The following is a 16,319-nucleotide window of genomic DNA, read 5'->3' as shown; positions in this document are numbered from 1 at the left end:
CGCATGCCCATCACCCCCCTCCGGCGTTTTCCGACGGGAATCGCGGTCCTGACTGAGATGACGCGCCCGCATTCTGCCGCCATGCTCGGGGTCCGGAAGCCGCAGGGAGCGATATCGGATGACGCGATACGGAAGGTGGTGTGCCGCGGCACTTGCCGCGCTGTCGGCGGCGTCGCCGCTTCATGCGGAGACCGGTGCGGTCGACGACCTCGTCGGCACATGGCAGCTGTGTGGCGCGACGCGCATCTATGCCAGCGATACCAATCCGCGCGGCGTCGAAAACGGCAAGCTCGTGTTCCACTCCGGGGGCGCGCTGGAGTGGCGCCAGGCCGACGCGACCGGGCCTGCGCACGCGGAGTCCGGCCGCTACGCGCGCGATGCGGACGGCCTCCACCTGATGACTGTCACCGGGACCGTGCTCGGCACCCTGGTCGACAACGGGCCTGACGAGCGCGTGCTGTCCCGAGATGGGGGCAGGGCACTGTTGCTGTGCAGGCTGGGGGACATTGCTGCAGCCGATCGCGCGCTGCAACCGCGCTCCATCGAGTTCTACCGGTCGATGGCGTTCGACAACGACGGCATCGCGCGGAATGTCGAGGCGCGGCAGCCGCCGCCCGGTTCATTGCTCGGCACCTGGGAGCTGGCACGCGTGGTCGTGCGGGATCCCTCGCAGGCCTGGTTCGCCTCCAATCCCTACGGCTGGGGCAGCCTGCGCATCGCATTCGACGGTCGCCGGATGTGTTTCGCTTCCCTGCAGCCGGCAGACAGCGAGATCGATCGTCACTGCGCGCCAGCGGAGGTCCGCGGCCTGCAGGTGCGGGCGGATGACGACGCGGGCGGGGCGCTTGCGCCCTGGCTGGCGGGCGAGGTCACCCTCACAGCGTCCGGCGTGATGCGCGTGCCGCGCAGGGTGTATGAAGAGGAATACGTCTGGCTGGGGCCGGACGATCAGACCGGCGCGCCGCTTGAAGGGCGCATCACCCTGCTCAGTTTTCCGGGCGAGGACGACTGAGCGCGCGGATCAGCCCTGCGCTGTCTCGTCCTGCAGCACGAAGCCCGCGACCACCCGGCGGCCTTCGCCGGCCAGCACGTTGAACGTGCGCGCCGCGGCGGCGTTGGTCATGGCTTCGAGTCCGATACCGCGCGACAGGCAGGCCGCCATGGCGGCCTGCGGCGGGAACGCCTGCGAGGCGCCAGTGCCGATGATCACGACTTCCGGCTCCAGCGCCAGCAGCGGTGCCAGCGCATCGACGTCCAGGGTGCGGACATTCTGCACGTTCCAGTCTTCGACCAGGACGCGCGGCGAGACGATGAAACTGCGGGTCAGGCGGCGGTCGTTGACCAGTGCCTGCTGTCCGTCGGCGCCACGCAGGACGTAGTCGAATCCGGGATGTTCGAGATTCAGCTGCATATCGGCGTCGCGTTCGGCCTCAGGCCCGCGGCAGCACGATCTGCCGGCGGTCCTTGCTCTCGCGATAGAGGATGGCGACATGGCCGATGCGCTGCACCAGGGCCGACGAAGTGCGTGCGGCCAGCTGCTCGATCATCGCGTCGCGTTCCTCTCGGTCTGCGGCGCCCACTTTCACCTTGATCAGCTCGTGGTGCTCAAGTGCGGCGTCGAGTTCGGCGATCAGTGCGTCCGTGACGCCCTTGCCGCCGACCTGCAACTGGGCCTTGATGCCATGGGCCTGGCCGCGCAGGAAACGGGTCTGGGCAGCGGTCAGGACGTTACTCATGGATGAACCGATCGGGGGAATGAAGGCGGCCGGCAGGATATCATGGCCTCCGCATCCGCTTTCCCGTGACGCCTGGCGATGGCCACCCGCAGCAAGAGCAGCCAACGCTGGCTGAAGGAACATTTCTCCGATCCCTACGTCAAGAAGGCGCAGGCGGACGGCCTGCGCTCGCGTGCGGCGTACAAGCTGGAAGAACTGGTCGAGCGCGATCGCCTGCTCAAGCCGGGCATGGTCGTGGTCGATCTGGGCGCCGCGCCCGGGGGCTGGTCGCAATGGGTGCGTCAGGCGCTGGGCGACAGCGGCCGGGTCATCGCACTGGACATCCTGGAGATGCCGTCGCTGGCCGGCGTGGAGTTCCTTCACGGCGATTTTCGCGAGGACGCGGTTCTCTCGTCGCTCGAAGCGGCGCTCGGCGGACAGCAGGTGGACCTTGTGTTGTCCGACATGGCCCCCAACAAGAGCGGTATCGATGCCGTCGATCAACCGCGCGCGATGCACCTGGCGGAACTGGCGATGGATTTCGCCGACCACCATCTGCGGACCGGCGGCACGTTCCTGATCAAGCTGTTCCAGGGCACCGAGTTCGACGATTACGTGCGCCAGTTGCGCAGGCGCTACACCAAGCTCGCGATCCGCAAACCCGCTGCCTCCCGGCAGCGCTCGCCCGAGGTCTACGCCCTCGCCCAGGGCAAGCTGGCGGTGATGAAGTAGCATGGCCCCGTTCCATTTCGCGCTCCACCGCACTCTCCACGAGAACCCCGAAACATGAACGATCTGGTCAAGAATCTGCTGCTCTGGGTCGTGGTCGCCGTCGTGCTGATGGTGATCTTCCAGAGCTTCAGCCCCAGAACCGGCGCAGGCGGACAGGACGTCCAGTACTCGCAGTTCATGGAACAGGTGCGCCGCGACCAGATCGGTTCGGTGAAGATCGGCGAGGACGAACGCACGATCAATTTCCAGACCAAGGGCGGACAGTCCGGCACCGTCATCGCGCCGCGTCGCGACGACCGGATGATCGACGACCTGATGAACCACAACGTCGCGATCGACCAGGCGCCGCCGTCGAGCGGCATCTCGCTGGGCGTGATCCTGCTCCAGCTGCTGCCGGTCGCGCTGATCATCGGCTTCTGGTTCTTCATGATGCGGCAGATGCAGCAGGGCGGCGGCAAGGGCGCGATGTCCTTCGGCAAGTCCCGCGCGAAGCTGCTCAATGAAGAGCAGACCAAGATCACCTTCGCCGACGTCGCCGGTTGCGACGAAGCCAAGGAAGAAGTGTCGGAGCTGGTCGAGTTCCTGCGCGATCCGTCGCGGTTCCAGAAGCTCGGCGGCAAGATTCCGCGCGGCGTGCTGATGGTCGGCCCGCCCGGTACCGGCAAGACGCTGCTCGCCAAGGCGATCGCCGGCGAGGCCAAAGTGCCGTTCTTCTCGATCTCCGGTTCGGACTTCGTCGAGATGTTCGTCGGCGTCGGCGCGAGCCGCGTGCGCGACATGTTCGAGCAGGCCAAGAAGCAGGCGCCGTGCATTATCTTCATCGACGAAATCGATGCGGTCGGCCGCCATCGCGGCGCCGGTCTCGGCGGCGGGCATGACGAGCGCGAGCAGACGCTCAACCAGTTGCTGGTCGAGATGGACGGCTTCGAAGGCGGCGAGGGCGTGATCGTCGTCGCCGCGACCAACCGCCCCGACGTGCTCGACCCCGCGCTGCTGCGTCCGGGCCGTTTCGACCGCCAGGTCGTCGTGGGCCTGCCGGACGTCAAGGGCCGCGAGCAGATCCTGAAAGTGCACATGCGCAAGGTGCCGCTGGACGAAGACGTGCAGCCGCTCGTCGTCGCCCGTGGTACGCCCGGCTTCTCTGGCGCGGATCTCGCGAACCTCGTCAACGAGGCGGCGCTGTTCGCCGCGCGCGAGAACGGCAAGGAGGTCCGCATGGACCACTTCGACCGCGCCCGCGACAAGATTCTGATGGGCGCCGAGCGCCGTTCGATGGCGATGAGCGAGGACGAGAAGACGCTGACCGCCTATCACGAGGCCGGCCACGCGATCGTCGGTCGTCTCGTGCCCGAGCACGACCCGGTCTACAAGGTCACGATCATTCCGCGTGGCCGCGCCCTCGGCGTCACGATGTATCTGCCGGAAGGCGATCGCTACTCGATGAACCGCGTGGCGATCGAATCCCAGCTGTGCTCGTTGTACGGCGGCCGCGTCGCCGAAGAGCTGATCTTCGGCGTCGACAAGGTCACCACCGGCGCGTCGAACGACATCGAGCGCGCGACCAAGATGGCTCGCAACATGGTCACCAAGTGGGGCCTGTCGGACGAGCTCGGCCCGATCGCCTACGGCGAAGAGGACGACGAGGTGTTCCTGGGCCGTTCGGTCACGCAGCACAAGTCGGTCTCCGACGACACCGCGCGCCGCATCGACGAGGTCGTGCGCACGATCCTCGACAAGGCCTACAACCGTACGACCGAGCTGCTGACCGCGAACATCGACAAGCTGCACGCGATGTCGAAGCTGCTGCTGGAGTACGAAACCATCGACGTGCCCCAGATCGACGCGATCATGGAAGGCCGCGATCCGCCGCCGCCGATGGGCTGGGCGAAGGCGAATCCCGGCAAGGGCGACGATGGCGATGCCGGCGGCAGCCGGCCGTTGCAGCCGCCGATTGGCGGGCCGGCCGAACAGGCCTGATTGCCGCAGCACTCAAGAAGAAAGGCCGGGAGCGATCCCGGCCTTTTTTTTGTGTTTGAGGGTGGGGCGCTTTTGAACGCGGTAACCGCGCGGACGAGGTTCGTCATCGCCACGCAGGCGGGATTGCGCTGCAGCAGTCGAATGGTCGTGCATTCGTGGACTGCGTCGCCCGATGCCCAACTGTTGCAATCCAGGTTCCGGAATGAGGCCGCGTGATGTGTGCGCGTTGCCAGGGCTCGGTTCTCGCGCTCGAAGTCCCTGGATCCCCGCCTGCGCGGGGATGACGATTCGTGTGTGGCAGATTCGTGTGCGGCAGGTGGATCGAAATGCAGCGGTCGGGAGATGTCCAGCCGCCGTGTGCGTGATCGGTTTGGACCTCACGCTCGGCCTGGGTGGGAGCGATGGCTCGGTGATGGAGCGTGATCCCCACGTACGCGCGGAGCTGTTTCGCTTGGCATAGGCTTGGCCGGAAAGGCGGCACTCAGGAGATCGTGATGGCAACAGACGACAAGGTGAAAGGCCCGGCGTCCTACTTTCCGTCGATCGAGAAGACCTATGGAAAGCCGGTCGCCCACTGGTTCGCGCTGCTCGACAGCGTGGCGGACCGCACGCATATGGAACAGGTCGCGTTCCTCAAGACCGGACACGGCATCGGACACGGCCATGCGAACGCGCTGGTGGCATTCCGTCGCGCGCAGACACAAGGTCGATAGCGCAGCCGCTTGCGATGCAGGTGGCGAGTCGCCAGAGTCTGCGTTGACGCAGCGCAATCTGGAGCAGGCCATGTCCGACCCGAAACCGAAAACCCGCTATCCCCTGTTGCCCATCGGAATCGGCGCCGGGGTGGCGATCGGGGTCGCCATCGGAACCGCGTTCGACAATCTCGTCTTGGGTGTCGCGATCGGCGTCGCACTGGGCGTGGTGTTCGGCATGAGCCGCCGGGTGGTGACGATCGAACACGACGACCGCAAGGGAGGTCGCTGATGTTCGATACCGCGCCGCAGCTCGACTGCAATGGGCGTGTCCTGCGTCTCGACCGGCCGCGCGTGATGGGCATCGTCAATGTCACGCCGGATTCGTTCTCCGACGGCGGCGCGCACGCCACCACGGAGGCGGCGATCGCGCACGCGCTGCGCCTCGCGGAGGTCGGCGCGGATCTGCTCGACATCGGCGGCGAATCCACGCGCCCGGGCGCGGACGAGGTGAGCGTCGACGAGGAGCTGCGCCGGGTGATCCCGGTCATCGAAGGCCTCGCACGCGCGACCGCGGTGCCCATCAGCATCGACACCTCCAAACCCGAGGTCATGCGCGCGGCAATCGCCGCGGGCGCCGGCATGATCAACGATGTCTACGGCCTGCGCCGCGAGGGGGCGCTGGAGGCGGCTGCCGCACTCGGCGTGCCGGTCGTGCTGATGCACATGCAGGGCGAGCCGCGCGCGATGCAGGCTGCGCCGGACTACGACGACGTGGTGGGCGAGGTGCATCGCTTCCTCGCCGAACGCATCTTCTCGGCCGAGATGGCCGGCATCGCGCGCAAGCACATCGTGGTCGATCCCGGCTTCGGCTTCGGCAAGACCACCGCACACAACATGGCGCTGCTGGCCCAGTTCGCGCGGTTCCTCGAGCTCGGCGTGCCGGTGCTGGCCGGGCTGTCGCGGAAGCGCAGCATCGGCGAACTGACCGGACGCGAGGTGCCGAGCGAACGCGTCGCCGGCTCCGTGGCTGCGCATCTGATCGCCGCGCAGCGGGGCGCGCGGATCCTGCGCGTGCACGACGTCGGCGAAACGGTCGATGCGCTGAAGATCTGGGCGGCGGTCGATGCCGTCCCGATGCCCCGCGCCGCCTCCGCACCGCCGGCCATCAGCTGGCCCGACGACGCCTGAGCGCGCCGCCGCATCGCGCTGCCGGCACGGCGTACATCCGCTGACGGCGCGGCCGCGACACTGAGCCACGGCTGACCGCAACGCGGGTCTGCGTTAGGCTGACGCACCGCCGCGACAGCCGTCGCGGCGTTTTCCGTGCCGCGTTCCAGCAAAGGAGGCCCCGTGCTCAGATCCAATACGCCGACCATCGTCATGTTCCTCGTCTACCTGGCGGTGATGGTCGTGATCGGATTCGTGGCGTGGCGCCGGACCAAGAGTTTCGACGACTACATCATCGGCGGACGCAGCCTCGGCCCCGGTGTGACCGCGCTGTCGGCGGGCGCGTCGGACATGAGCGGCTGGCTGATGATGGGCCTGCCGGGTGCGATCTTCCTGAGCGGCGTGTCGGAAGCCTGGATTGCGGTCGGCCTGATCCTCGGTGCGTATCTCAACTGGCGCTTCGTCGCGGGCCCGCTGCGCGTCTATACCGAACGTACCGGTAACGCGCTGACGCTGCCCGACTTCCTGACCAACCGTTTCGACGACCGCAGTCGCATCCTGCGCGTGTTCACGGCGTTGGTGATCCTGGTGTTCTTCGCGATCTATTGCGCGTCGGGCGTGGTCGCCGGCGCGCGGCTGTTCGAGAGCGTGTTCGGCCTGACCTACGGCCAGGCGATCTGGCTGGGCGCGTCGGTCACGGTGCTCTATACACTGGTCGGCGGCTTCCTTGCCGTGAGCTGGACCGACGTGGCGCAGGGCATGATGATGCTGTTCGCGCTGCTGCTGGCGCCGATCCTGGTCTTCATGCACACCGGCGGTTTCGACGCCAGCATCGACCTGATCCGCGCCAACGACCCGCTGCAGCTCGACTGGTTCCGCGGCGGCAATCTGGGTTTCATCGGCATCATTTCGCTGCTCGCCTGGGCGCTGGGTTACTTCGGCCAGCCGCACATCCTGGTGCGCTTCATGGCGGCGCAGAGCGTGCACACCATTCCCACCGCGCGCCGCATCGGCATGAGCTGGATGCTGTTGTGCATGGTCGGCGCGATGTCGGTCGGCTTCTTCGGCATTGCCTACTTCGAGACCAATCCCACGCTGGCTGCGCCGGTGCTGGAAAACCCGGAGCGCGTCTTCATCACGCTGGTCGAGCTGCTGTTCAATCCCTGGGTCGCCGGCATCATCCTCGCCGCGATTCTGGCCGCGGTCATGAGCACGCTGTCGAGCCAGCTGCTGGTGTGTTCCAGCGTGCTGTCGGAAGACCTCTATCGCGGCTTCTTCCGCAAGGATGCGCCGCAGGCCGAACTGGTCTGGGTGGGCCGTGCCAGCGTGCTGGCGGTGTCGATCCTCGCGATCTGGATGGCGCGTGATCCCGACAGCCGCGTGCTCGGCCTGGTGTCGTATGCATGGGCCGGTTTCGGCTCGGCATTCGGTCCGGTGCTGTTGCTGGCGCTGTTCTGGAAGCGCATGACCCGCAACGGCGCGATCGCCGGCATGGTGACCGGCGCGGTGATGGTGATCTTCTGGAAGGAAATCATGGTCAACCGCATGGGCGCCGAACTGTACGAGATGGTCCCGGGCTTCCTGTCGGCGACCGCTGCGATCGTGGCCGTCAGCCTGATGGGCCGTGCGCCGTCGCAGGAAGTGCAGGCCACGCACGAGCAGGTGCAGCTGTCGTTGAAGGAAACCGGGTACTGAGGATGGGGCGGGGCGTTTCCATGCTCCTCGCCCGTCATCCCGGCGAACGCCGGGATCCAGTGCCGGTGGTTCCAGTGTTTCGGGGGATGCCGTCGCTGCATGGCCAGTGCGACGCGCCTTGAAGCAAGTCCGGCGTGTGCCGGACGGGCGCTGGGATGCAGCGGGCGTGGAGAACGTCGATGTCCGTCTCCGGCTGACGGGCAGAGGCACTGGATCCCGGCGTTCGCCGGGATGACGGAACCGGTCGGAATGATGGGCACCAGCAGACGACTTCAAGCGTGATGGACAGCAAGCACCCGCGCCCGCGTGCGATCGCCCTGATGGGCCCGACCGCGTCCGGCAAGACCGCGCTGGCGCTCGACTGGGCCGAGCGTTTCGGCGGTGAGATCGTCAGCGTCGATTCGGCCCTGGTCTATCGCGGGCTGGAGATCGGCGCGGCCAAGCCCGATGCCGTCGAACGCGCGCGCGCGCCGCACCACATGCTGGATCTGCGCGATCCCTGGCAGACGTATTCGGCCGCGGAGTTCGCCGAGGATGCGCGCGCCGCGGTCGTCGACATCCTGGCGCGCGGGCGCGTGCCGATCCTGGCCGGCGGAACCGGCCTGTATTTCGCCGCGCTGCTCGAAGGCCTGTCGCCGATGCCGCAGGCCGATGCCGCCACGCGCGCGCAGATCGCGCTCGAGGCGGGGGAGCGCGGCTGGCCGGCGCTGCATGCCGAGCTGGCCGCGATCGATCCCGAAGCCGCGGCGCGGATCAAGCCCGGCGATCCGCAGCGCATCCAGCGGGCGCTGGAAGTGCATCGTCTCAGCGGCATCGCCATCAGCGAATGGCAACGCCGCGCACCGGAAACCCCGGCGTTCCCCGCGCGGGTGTTGTCGCTGGCCATCGCGCCAGCCGACCGCGCGGTGTTGCACGCCCGGATCGCCGCACGCTTCGACGCCATGCTCGAGGCCGGCTTCCTGGATGAAGTACGCGCACTGCGCGCATTGCCCGAACTGCACGCGCATCCCGCGCCGCTGGACCTGCCGGCGATCCGCGCCGTCGGCTATCGCCAGGCCTGGGAATTCCTCGACGGGCAGGGCAGCGCCGAGGACCTGCGCGAGCGCGGCATCGCCGCCACCCGGCAACTGGCCAAGCGGCAGATGACCTGGCTGCGCGGCCGCAGCGATGCGGCCCTGTACGATCCGCTGCGCCAGGCCGACGCCCTGAATGCACGAGTCGACCAGTTCCTTGCCTGAACGCGGCGACTTGGCTCACGTTTCCTGCCAGAAGCCGACATCGCGTGTCCGAACCGTCCGGCGTTTGTGTACCATCGCCCAGTCGCCTGCGCGGGGAGCGCAGCGACGGGCCAGCGCCCAACAACAATAACCAAGCTGGGGAACACCAATGTCCAAGGGGCAATCCTTGCAGGATCCTTTCCTGAACGCACTGCGCCGCGAGCGGGTGCCCGTGTCGATTTACCTCGTCAACGGCATCAAACTGCAGGGCACGATCGAATCGTTCGACCAGTTCGTGGTGTTGCTCCGCAATACCGTGAGCCAGATGGTCTACAAGCACGCGATCTCGACCGTGGTGCCGGCGCGCAATGTGCGCGTGGCGCCTGGCGGCGGTTTCGTGGAGTCCTCCGAAGGCGAGGGCGGCGAGGCGCCGGAGCAGTCCGAGTGACCCCACGTGTGACCCAAGAGGCCTGACCCCACTTTGTTCGAACGCTCCCGGAAGGGTGAAAACGCGCTGCTGATCCAGCCCCATGCGCACGGCCCGGCCGATGAAGGCGCGCTCGAGGAATTTTCCGAGCTTGCCCGGTCCGCCGGCGCCTCCGTTGCCGCGGTGATTCCCGCGCGCATCGACAAACCCAATGCCGCCACGCTGATCGGCAGCGGCAAGCTCGAGGAAGTGAAGGCGGCCGCCGAAGCGACCGGCGCCGACCTGATCCTCGTCAATCACCGGCTCTCGCCGGGCCAGGAACGCAACCTCGAGAAATACCTCGAGCGTCGCGTGGTGGACCGCACCGGCCTGATCCTCGACATCTTCGCCCAGCGGGCGCGCAGTCACGAAGGCAAGCTGCAGGTCGAACTGGCCCAGCTGCGCCACATGGCCACGCGCCTGGTCCGCGGCTGGACCCATCTGGAACGTCAGCGCGGTGGTTCGATCGGCCTGCGCGGCCCGGGTGAAACCCAGCTCGAAACCGACCGCCGTCTGCTGCAGAAGCGGCTGGAACAGCTGCAGGCGCGGCTCGACAAGGTGGAAGTGCAGCGCACGCAGATGCGCCGTGCGCGCGTGCGCAGCGAGCTGCCGCGCGTGGCGCTGGTCGGCTACACAAATGCCGGCAAGTCGACGCTGTTCAATACGCTGACCGGCGCCGATGCGTATGCTGCCGACCAGCTGTTCGCCACGCTCGATCCCACCGTACGCCGGGTGGACCTGTCCGGCGGTTCGGTGGTGATGGCCGATACCGTCGGCTTCGTCCGCGACCTGCCGCATGAACTGGTCGCAGCCTTCCGCTCCACCTTGAGCGAGGCGCGCGAGGCCGATCTGCTGCTGCACATCATCGACGCCGCCGATCCGCTGCGGAACGAGCGCATCGCCCAGGTCGATGCGGTGCTGGCCGACATCGGCGCCGGCGACCTGCCGCAGCTGCTGGTGTTCAACAAGATCGACCGGATCGAAGGTGCCGAGCCGCGCTACGACCAGGATCCCGCCGCGCTGGCCGATGACGCCGTGCGCGAAAGCGTGTGGATCTCCGCGCGCGACGGGCTGGGCCTGGACCTGCTGTCGCAGGCCCTGGCGCGTCGTCTCGGCATCCGCCGCGTGAGCGGCGAGGTGCGCCTGCCGCCGGAATCCGGACGCCTGCACGCACGCCTGCATGCGCTGGAAGCCGTGCGCGACGAAGTGGCCGACGAGCACGGCTGGCAGCTGCAGGTGGATCTGGCGCATGCCGACGCCGCGCGCCTCGCAGCGCAGCCGGACGGCGCGCCCCTGCGCCCGCTGCTGCCGCCCGAGGAAGACGAGCACTGGTAAGCCGGTCGGCGCGCGTCTGCAGGACGCACGCCGCTGTGCAGGAGTTCGGACGCGTGTGCAAACGCGCGCCCACATCGGCGGTTCGACCCGCAGGCACGTCCGCACGTACGGGACGTATCCGCAGCGACCGCTGGAAATCGCGACCGAGCCTCACCCCGGCGCCTCCCGGCCGGGTCAGCCGGTTAGACTATGCGACCCCCGCGCTGCCCCTGGCAGGCGGCGAATCAGATTGGAGCAGGCATGGCCTGGAACATTCCCGGCAAGAACAAGGACAACGACTCCCCGGACCGCAACGGTTCCGACGGGAATGAACAGCGCAATCCGTGGCCGCCCAGGCGGACCGGCGGAAGCGGCGGTGGAGGTGGACGCGGCGGCCGCGGTAGAGGCGGCGGCGGTGGTTTCGACCGCATCCTCGACCAGCTGCGCGGCACCTTCGGCGGTGGCGGCGGCAATCCGCTGCGCTGGATCGCGATCGCGCTGGTGGTCGTCCTGCTGTTCAACTGCTTCACGCTGATCGGCGAACAGCAACGCGGTGTCGTCCTGCGCTTCGGCCAGGCGGCGCGCGTGATGCAGCCGGGTCCGAACTTCAAGCTGCCGTGGCCGGTGGAGCGCGTGATCAAGGTCGACGCGACCACGGTCCAGTCCTTCAGCAACACCGTGCCGGTACTGACCCGCGACGAGAACATCGTCGTCGTGTCGTTCAACGTGCAGTTCCGCGTCGGCGATCCCACGCAGTACCTGTTCGGTACCCGCAACGCCCGCGAGGTGCTGGAGCAGACCGCGGTCAGCGCCGTGCGTGAGCAGATCGGCCGCGCCAACCTCGACACCGCGCTCAACGCGCGTGGTCCGTTGTCGACCGCGGCGCAGACCTCATTGCAGGCCTCGCTCGACAGCTACCGCACCGGTCTGTTCGTGACCGATCTCAACCTGCAGGACGCGCGTCCGCCGGAAGAGGTCAAGCCGGCCTTCGACGAGGTCAACAGCGCCCAGCAGATGAACGAGCGCCTGATCAACGAAGCCCGCGCCTATGCCGCGAAGATCGTGCCGGAAGCCCGAGGCGAGTCCTCGCGCATCCGCGCCCAGGCCGAGGGTTACAAGGAAGCCGAAATCGCACGCGCTACCGGTGACGCGACCCGCTTCTCGCTGCTGGTCGATGCCTATGCCAGCGCGCCGGACGTCACCCGCAAGCGTCTGTGGCTGGAAACCGTGCAGCAGGTGCTCGGCGACAACCGGACAATCGTCGGTGGCGATGGCCGTCAGCTGATCTACGTGCCGATGACCGGGCAGGGCAGCGCGCAGGCCGCGCCGTCGCTGCTGCCGCCGGAGGTGCTGTCGCCGTCGATCGAGGCCACACGTGCCCCGGCGCAGGAGCCCGCCCGCAATTCACAGCTGCCGCGTCCGCCGCGTGATGGAGCGTCCCGATGAGACTCAATTTCGTCATTCCCCTGATCATCATCGTCCTGCTGGGCCTGATGGGCTCGGTGTACGTGGTGCGCGAAGGCCAGGTCGGCATGGTGTTCAACCTCGGCCGCATCGCGCGGACCGACGTCGGCCCCGGTCTGCACTTCAAGATCCCGCTGATCGAAACCGCGCGCGTGTTCGACACCCGTTTCAACGCCAGCGCGTTCTCGCCCGAGCGCTCGCTCACCTCCGAGCGCAAGGACGTCAGCGTCGACTTCGTCGCGATCGTGCTGATCAACGACGTGACCGCGTTCTACCGCGCCACGCAGGGCAACGAGGACAGCGCCCAGCTGCGCCTCGAGCCGATCATCAAGAACTCGCTGCGCAACGAGATCAATGCCAGCACGCTGACCGAGCTGGTCTCGGGCAACCGGTCGGAGTTCGTCGAGCGCCAGCTGCCGGCGATCAACGAGGCCTCGAAGTCGCTCGGCATGCAGATCGTCGACATCCGCCTCAAGCAGATCGACCTGCCCACCGACAGCGAAGTCATCGGCCAGGTCTACGACCGTATGCGCGCCGAACGTCGCCAGGTGGCCGCCGCGCTGCGCGCCGAGGGTGAAGAGCAGGCCCGTGCGATCCGCGGTCAGGCCGATCGCGAGCAGGTCGTGCTGACGGCCGAGGCCGAGCGTGATGCGCAGACGCTGCGAGGCGAAGGCGATGCCGAAGCCACGCGCATCTACGGCGAGGCCGCGAACCGCGATCCCGGGTTCTATGCCTTCCAGCGCAGCCTCGAGGCCTATCGCGCCGCGTTCGAGAAGGGCGACAGCGTGATCGTGCTGGAGCGCAACGACCCGTTCCTGCAGTACATGCGCAGCGACCGCTAAGCAGCCAGACCGATGTCCGATCTGTGGGCGGCGCTGTGCCTGGTGTTCGTGATCGAGGGACTGATCCTCTTCGCGATCCCGGGCTTCTGGAAGCGCAACGCCGAACAGATGCTGACACTGCCGGTCACCACCCTGCGCCGTATCGGCGCAGGGGTCCTCGCCGCCGGGCTGATCGCGCTGTACATCGTGCGCAGTTGAGGCCGCTGGACAATGCCGGATGACACGAAGGCCATGGCGTACGCGCCATGGCCTTTTTCATGGGCCGCGGCGCGGGCCCGGTGCGCGGCGCACGGGCCCGCCCGACGCGCAGACCGCCCGCGCACGGCATTGCCGGCCTGTCGATGTCCGCGACCGCACGCGCCGTGACTGCCCCGCCTGAATCCGCCGCCCGGGAAGGTGGCACGCCGGCCGCAAACCCGGATAATGCGGAAAAGCCGGCAGGGGCTATGCGCCCTCCGGCTTTTTCCGTGTCTGGGCCCGGCGTGGCGGCGACTCCCCGATGGAGTGGTCCGCGGTTGTTCTCGCCAGGTACGGTGCGGTCCCTTTCTGCGGCCCCGATGGCCGCAACGTAACAGGAGTCATCAAGATGGGTCAGTCAGTGGTGGTGATCGGCGCCCAGTGGGGCGACGAGGGCAAGGGCAAGATCGTCGACCTCCTCACGCAGGACATCGGCGCCGTCGTGCGCTTCCAGGGCGGCCACAACGCCGGCCATACGCTGGTGATCGGCGGCAAGAAGACCGTCCTCCACCTCATTCCCTCGGGCATCCTGCGCGATGACGCGCTGTGCCTGATCGGCAACGGCGTCGTGCTCAGCCCGGCTGCGTTGATCAAGGAAATCGGCGAGCTCGAAGCCGCCGGCGTCGAAGTGCGTTCGCGCCTGAAGATCAGCCCGGCCACGCCGCTGATCATGCCGTACCACATCGCCCTCGATCAGGCCCGCGAGAAGGCCGCCGGCGGCAAGGCCATCGGCACCACCGGCCGCGGTATCGGCCCGGCGTACGAGGACAAGGTGGCGCGTCGCGGCATCCGCGTCGCCGACCTGCATTACCCCAAGCAGCTCGAAGAACTGCTGCGCACCGCGCTCGACTATCACAACTTCGTGTTGACCAAGTATCTCGGCGTCGAAGCGGTCGATTTCCAGAAGACCTACGACGAGGCGCTGGCGTTCGGCGATTACGTCGAGCCGATGAAGTCCGACGTGGCCGGCATCCTTCACGACCTGCGCAAGCAGGGCAAGCGCGTACTGTTCGAAGGCGCGCAGGGTGCACTGCTCGACATCGACCACGGCACCTATCCCTACGTCACCAGCTCCAACACCACCGTCGGCGGCGCACTGGCCGGCACCGGCGTGGGCGCGGACGCGATCGATTACGTGCTCGGCATCGCCAAGGCGTATGCCACGCGCGTCGGCGGTGGTCCGTTCCCGACCGAACTCGACGACGAGATCGGCCAGGGCATCCGTGATCGCGGCCAGGAATACGGCGCTTCCACCGGTCGTCCGCGTCGCTGCGGCTGGATGGACATCGTCGCGCTCAAGCGCGCCGTGGCCATCAACGGTATCTCCGGCCTGTGCATCACCAAGCTCGACGTGCTGGACGGCATGAAGACGCTGAAGATCTGCATCGCGTACGAGTACCGCGGCAAGCGCACCGAGTACGCGCCGCTCGACGCCGCCGGCTGGGACGAATGCACGCCCGTGTATCTCGAATTCCCGGGCTGGGAAGAAACGACCCACGGCATCACCGAGTGGGACAAGCTGCCCGCCGCCGCACGCGCCTATCTGCGTGCGCTGGAAGAACTGGCCGGCTGCCCGATCAGCATCGTCAGCACCGGTCCCGACCGGGCGCACACGATGGTGCTGCAGGATCCCTTCGCTTGATCCCAGCGTCCGCCACACAGGAGAAAACCCCGCGCAAGCGGGGTTTTTTCTGATGGAACCGCTCAAGTACCTCGGCGGTTATCCGGCGGACGTGCAGGCGCGCGTGCGCGAGCTCATCGCGCAGGATCGTCTCGGCGCACTGCTGGCGGCGAAGTACCGCGACGCCCACACTGTGCGCAACGACGGCCAGCTCTATGCCTACGTGCAGGCGCTCAAGGAGCGGCACATGCGCAAGGCCGCGCCGCTGGGCAAGGTGATCTACGACGGCAAGCTGCAGGTGCTCAAGCACGCGCTGGGCACCCACACCACCATCTCCCGCGTGCAGGGCGGCCGGCTCAAGGCCAGCCGCGAGATCCGTATCGCCACCGTGTTCCGCGATGCGCCCGCCGACTTCCTCAAGATGATCGTCGTGCACGAACTGGCGCACATGAAGGAGGCCGACCACAACAAGGCCTTCTACCAGCTGTGTACGCACATGGCGCCGGACTACCATCAGCTGGAGTTCGACTTGCGCCTGTATCTGACGCAGCTGGATGCGGCGCGGCGCACGCCATCTGCCGCGCAATGTGACGGCGCTTGACACACCGGCCCCCCGGCCCAAGGCTCACGACATGACGATAGACATCCATACGCTCAACCCGCGCCAGCTGGACCGGCTCGTGCAGGCCGCCGAGCAACGCCTGCAGCTGCTGTCCAGCCGGCGGCCTGCATCGGTCGTCCGCAAGGCGCTGACCGATCTCGCGGCGTCCTACGGCTACACGATCGAAGAGCTTCTCGATGTCGGGACGTCATCGGCCGTTGCGAAGAAGCCGGCCAGAAGACGGAAGCTCGCGAAGGTCGCGGCGAAGTATCGCGATCCGCAGAACAGGCGGAACACCTGGTCCGGCCGCGGACGCATGCCGCGCTGGCTCGCCGAGAAGACGAAGCGTGGCCAGAGCGTGGCGGACTTTCTCATTCCCGGATTGGGACGGCCCACCGCGAAGAAGAACAGCGCGATCGGCCAGCGGTCGGTCTACAAGCAGGGCTGAGGTCGGGGTGCCGCCGTAACGCGGGCGGCACGCATCGCTTCGCGACTCTCTGCACGGGCCGAGAGGCATGCGGTTGTCGGTAGCAATCGGATGTCCTCGTTCTAACGGTGCCCGCTCGACGCTGCATG

General features: G+C 67.6%; 18 protein-coding genes. 16 read left to right on the top strand and 2 right to left on the bottom strand.

Translation table 11 applies throughout. The features are described from left to right. Window positions 1–118 precede the first annotated feature (118 nt). A complete protein-coding gene (locus tag AC3A5K_RS13975; protein WP_487618143.1) occupies window positions 119–1,012 on the top strand; it encodes a hypothetical protein in 894 nt (297 codons plus the stop codon). 9 nt (window positions 1,013–1,021) lie between these two features. Here AC3A5K_RS13975 and AC3A5K_RS13970 read toward each other — a convergent pair whose 3' ends face one another. After that, window positions 1,022–1,411, bottom strand: coding sequence for an Mth938-like domain-containing protein (locus AC3A5K_RS13970; protein WP_487618142.1), 390 nt, complete (start codon window positions 1,409–1,411; stop codon window positions 1,022–1,024). A gap of 19 nt (window positions 1,412–1,430) precedes the next feature. Then, complete coding sequence (yhbY, locus tag AC3A5K_RS13965) at window positions 1,431–1,736, bottom strand: ribosome assembly RNA-binding protein YhbY (RefSeq protein WP_487618141.1); 306 nt, start codon at window positions 1,734–1,736, stop codon at window positions 1,431–1,433. Between the two features lie 78 nt (window positions 1,737–1,814). Here yhbY and rlmE point away from each other — a divergent pair, with 78 nt between their 5' ends. The 15 genes from rlmE (at window position 1,815) to AC3A5K_RS13890 (ending at window position 16,191) form a co-directional block, all read left to right on the top strand. After that, window positions 1,815–2,447: a 23S rRNA (uridine(2552)-2'-O)-methyltransferase RlmE gene (gene rlmE, locus AC3A5K_RS13960; RefSeq protein ID WP_487618140.1), complete on the top strand. Its 633-nt coding sequence runs from the start codon at window positions 1,815–1,817 to the stop codon at window positions 2,445–2,447. Window positions 2,448–2,501: 54 nt separating this feature from the next. Continuing rightward, the gene (ftsH, locus tag AC3A5K_RS13955) at window positions 2,502–4,424 is read left to right on the top strand and encodes an ATP-dependent zinc metalloprotease FtsH (RefSeq protein WP_487618139.1); all 1,923 of its coding nucleotides are present in this window, start codon (window positions 2,502–2,504) and stop codon (window positions 4,422–4,424) included. Window positions 4,425–4,918: 494 nt separating this feature from the next. Beyond that, window positions 4,919–5,137: a DUF4287 domain-containing protein gene (locus tag AC3A5K_RS13950; RefSeq protein ID WP_487618138.1), complete on the top strand. Its 219-nt coding sequence runs from the start codon at window positions 4,919–4,921 to the stop codon at window positions 5,135–5,137. A gap of 43 nt (window positions 5,138–5,180) precedes the next feature. Then, the gene (locus tag AC3A5K_RS13945) at window positions 5,181–5,408 is read left to right on the top strand and encodes a glycine zipper domain-containing protein (protein ID WP_487618137.1); all 228 of its coding nucleotides are present in this window, start codon (window positions 5,181–5,183) and stop codon (window positions 5,406–5,408) included. Beyond that, window positions 5,408–6,307: a dihydropteroate synthase gene (gene folP / locus AC3A5K_RS13940; RefSeq protein ID WP_487618136.1), complete on the top strand. Its 900-nt coding sequence runs from the start codon at window positions 5,408–5,410 to the stop codon at window positions 6,305–6,307. The genes AC3A5K_RS13945 and folP overlap by 1 nt, the downstream gene beginning before the upstream one ends. 162 nt (window positions 6,308–6,469) lie before the next feature. Then, window positions 6,470–7,981: a sodium/proline symporter PutP gene (gene putP / locus AC3A5K_RS13935; RefSeq protein WP_487618135.1), complete on the top strand. Its 1,512-nt coding sequence runs from the start codon at window positions 6,470–6,472 to the stop codon at window positions 7,979–7,981. Between the two features lie 281 nt (window positions 7,982–8,262). Next, window positions 8,263–9,219, top strand: coding sequence for a tRNA (adenosine(37)-N6)-dimethylallyltransferase MiaA (gene miaA, locus AC3A5K_RS13930; RefSeq protein WP_487618134.1), 957 nt, complete (start codon window positions 8,263–8,265; stop codon window positions 9,217–9,219). A gap of 148 nt (window positions 9,220–9,367) precedes the next feature. Beyond that, the gene (gene hfq, locus AC3A5K_RS13925) at window positions 9,368–9,646 is read left to right on the top strand and encodes an RNA chaperone Hfq (RefSeq protein ID WP_487618133.1); all 279 of its coding nucleotides are present in this window, start codon (window positions 9,368–9,370) and stop codon (window positions 9,644–9,646) included. A gap of 33 nt (window positions 9,647–9,679) precedes the next feature. After that, on the top strand, window positions 9,680–10,999 hold the full coding sequence (gene hflX / locus AC3A5K_RS13920) for a ribosome rescue GTPase HflX (RefSeq protein ID WP_487618132.1): 1,320 nt from the start codon (window positions 9,680–9,682) through the stop codon (window positions 10,997–10,999). A 240-nt stretch (window positions 11,000–11,239) separates the two neighbouring features. Further along, a complete protein-coding gene (gene hflK, locus AC3A5K_RS13915) occupies window positions 11,240–12,424 on the top strand; it encodes an FtsH protease activity modulator HflK (protein ID WP_487618131.1) in 1,185 nt (394 codons plus the stop codon). Beyond that, window positions 12,421–13,284, top strand: coding sequence for a protease modulator HflC (gene hflC / locus AC3A5K_RS13910; RefSeq protein ID WP_487618130.1), 864 nt, complete (start codon window positions 12,421–12,423; stop codon window positions 13,282–13,284). The genes hflK and hflC overlap by 4 nt, the downstream gene beginning before the upstream one ends. 12 nt (window positions 13,285–13,296) lie before the next feature. Further along, on the top strand, window positions 13,297–13,482 hold the full coding sequence (locus tag AC3A5K_RS13905; protein WP_487618129.1) for a DUF2065 domain-containing protein: 186 nt from the start codon (window positions 13,297–13,299) through the stop codon (window positions 13,480–13,482). A 388-nt stretch (window positions 13,483–13,870) separates the two neighbouring features. Further along, window positions 13,871–15,163 (top strand): adenylosuccinate synthase, encoded by a 1,293-nt coding sequence (locus AC3A5K_RS13900; protein ID WP_232138123.1) that lies wholly within the window; start codon window positions 13,871–13,873, stop codon window positions 15,161–15,163. Between the two features lie 52 nt (window positions 15,164–15,215). Further along, window positions 15,216–15,743, top strand: a complete 528-nt coding sequence (locus tag AC3A5K_RS13895; RefSeq protein ID WP_487618128.1) for a M48 metallopeptidase family protein — start codon at window positions 15,216–15,218, stop codon at window positions 15,741–15,743. Then, complete coding sequence (locus AC3A5K_RS13890; RefSeq protein WP_487618127.1) at window positions 15,730–16,191, top strand: H-NS histone family protein; 462 nt, start codon at window positions 15,730–15,732, stop codon at window positions 16,189–16,191. The genes AC3A5K_RS13895 and AC3A5K_RS13890 overlap by 14 nt, the downstream gene beginning before the upstream one ends. Window positions 16,192–16,319 lie beyond the last annotated feature (128 nt).

Source organism: Luteimonas sp. Soil_C_5, assembly GCF_057656615.1.
Note: the sequence above shows the minus strand (reverse complement) of the source record. Positions and strands in the feature narration are given on the sequence as shown.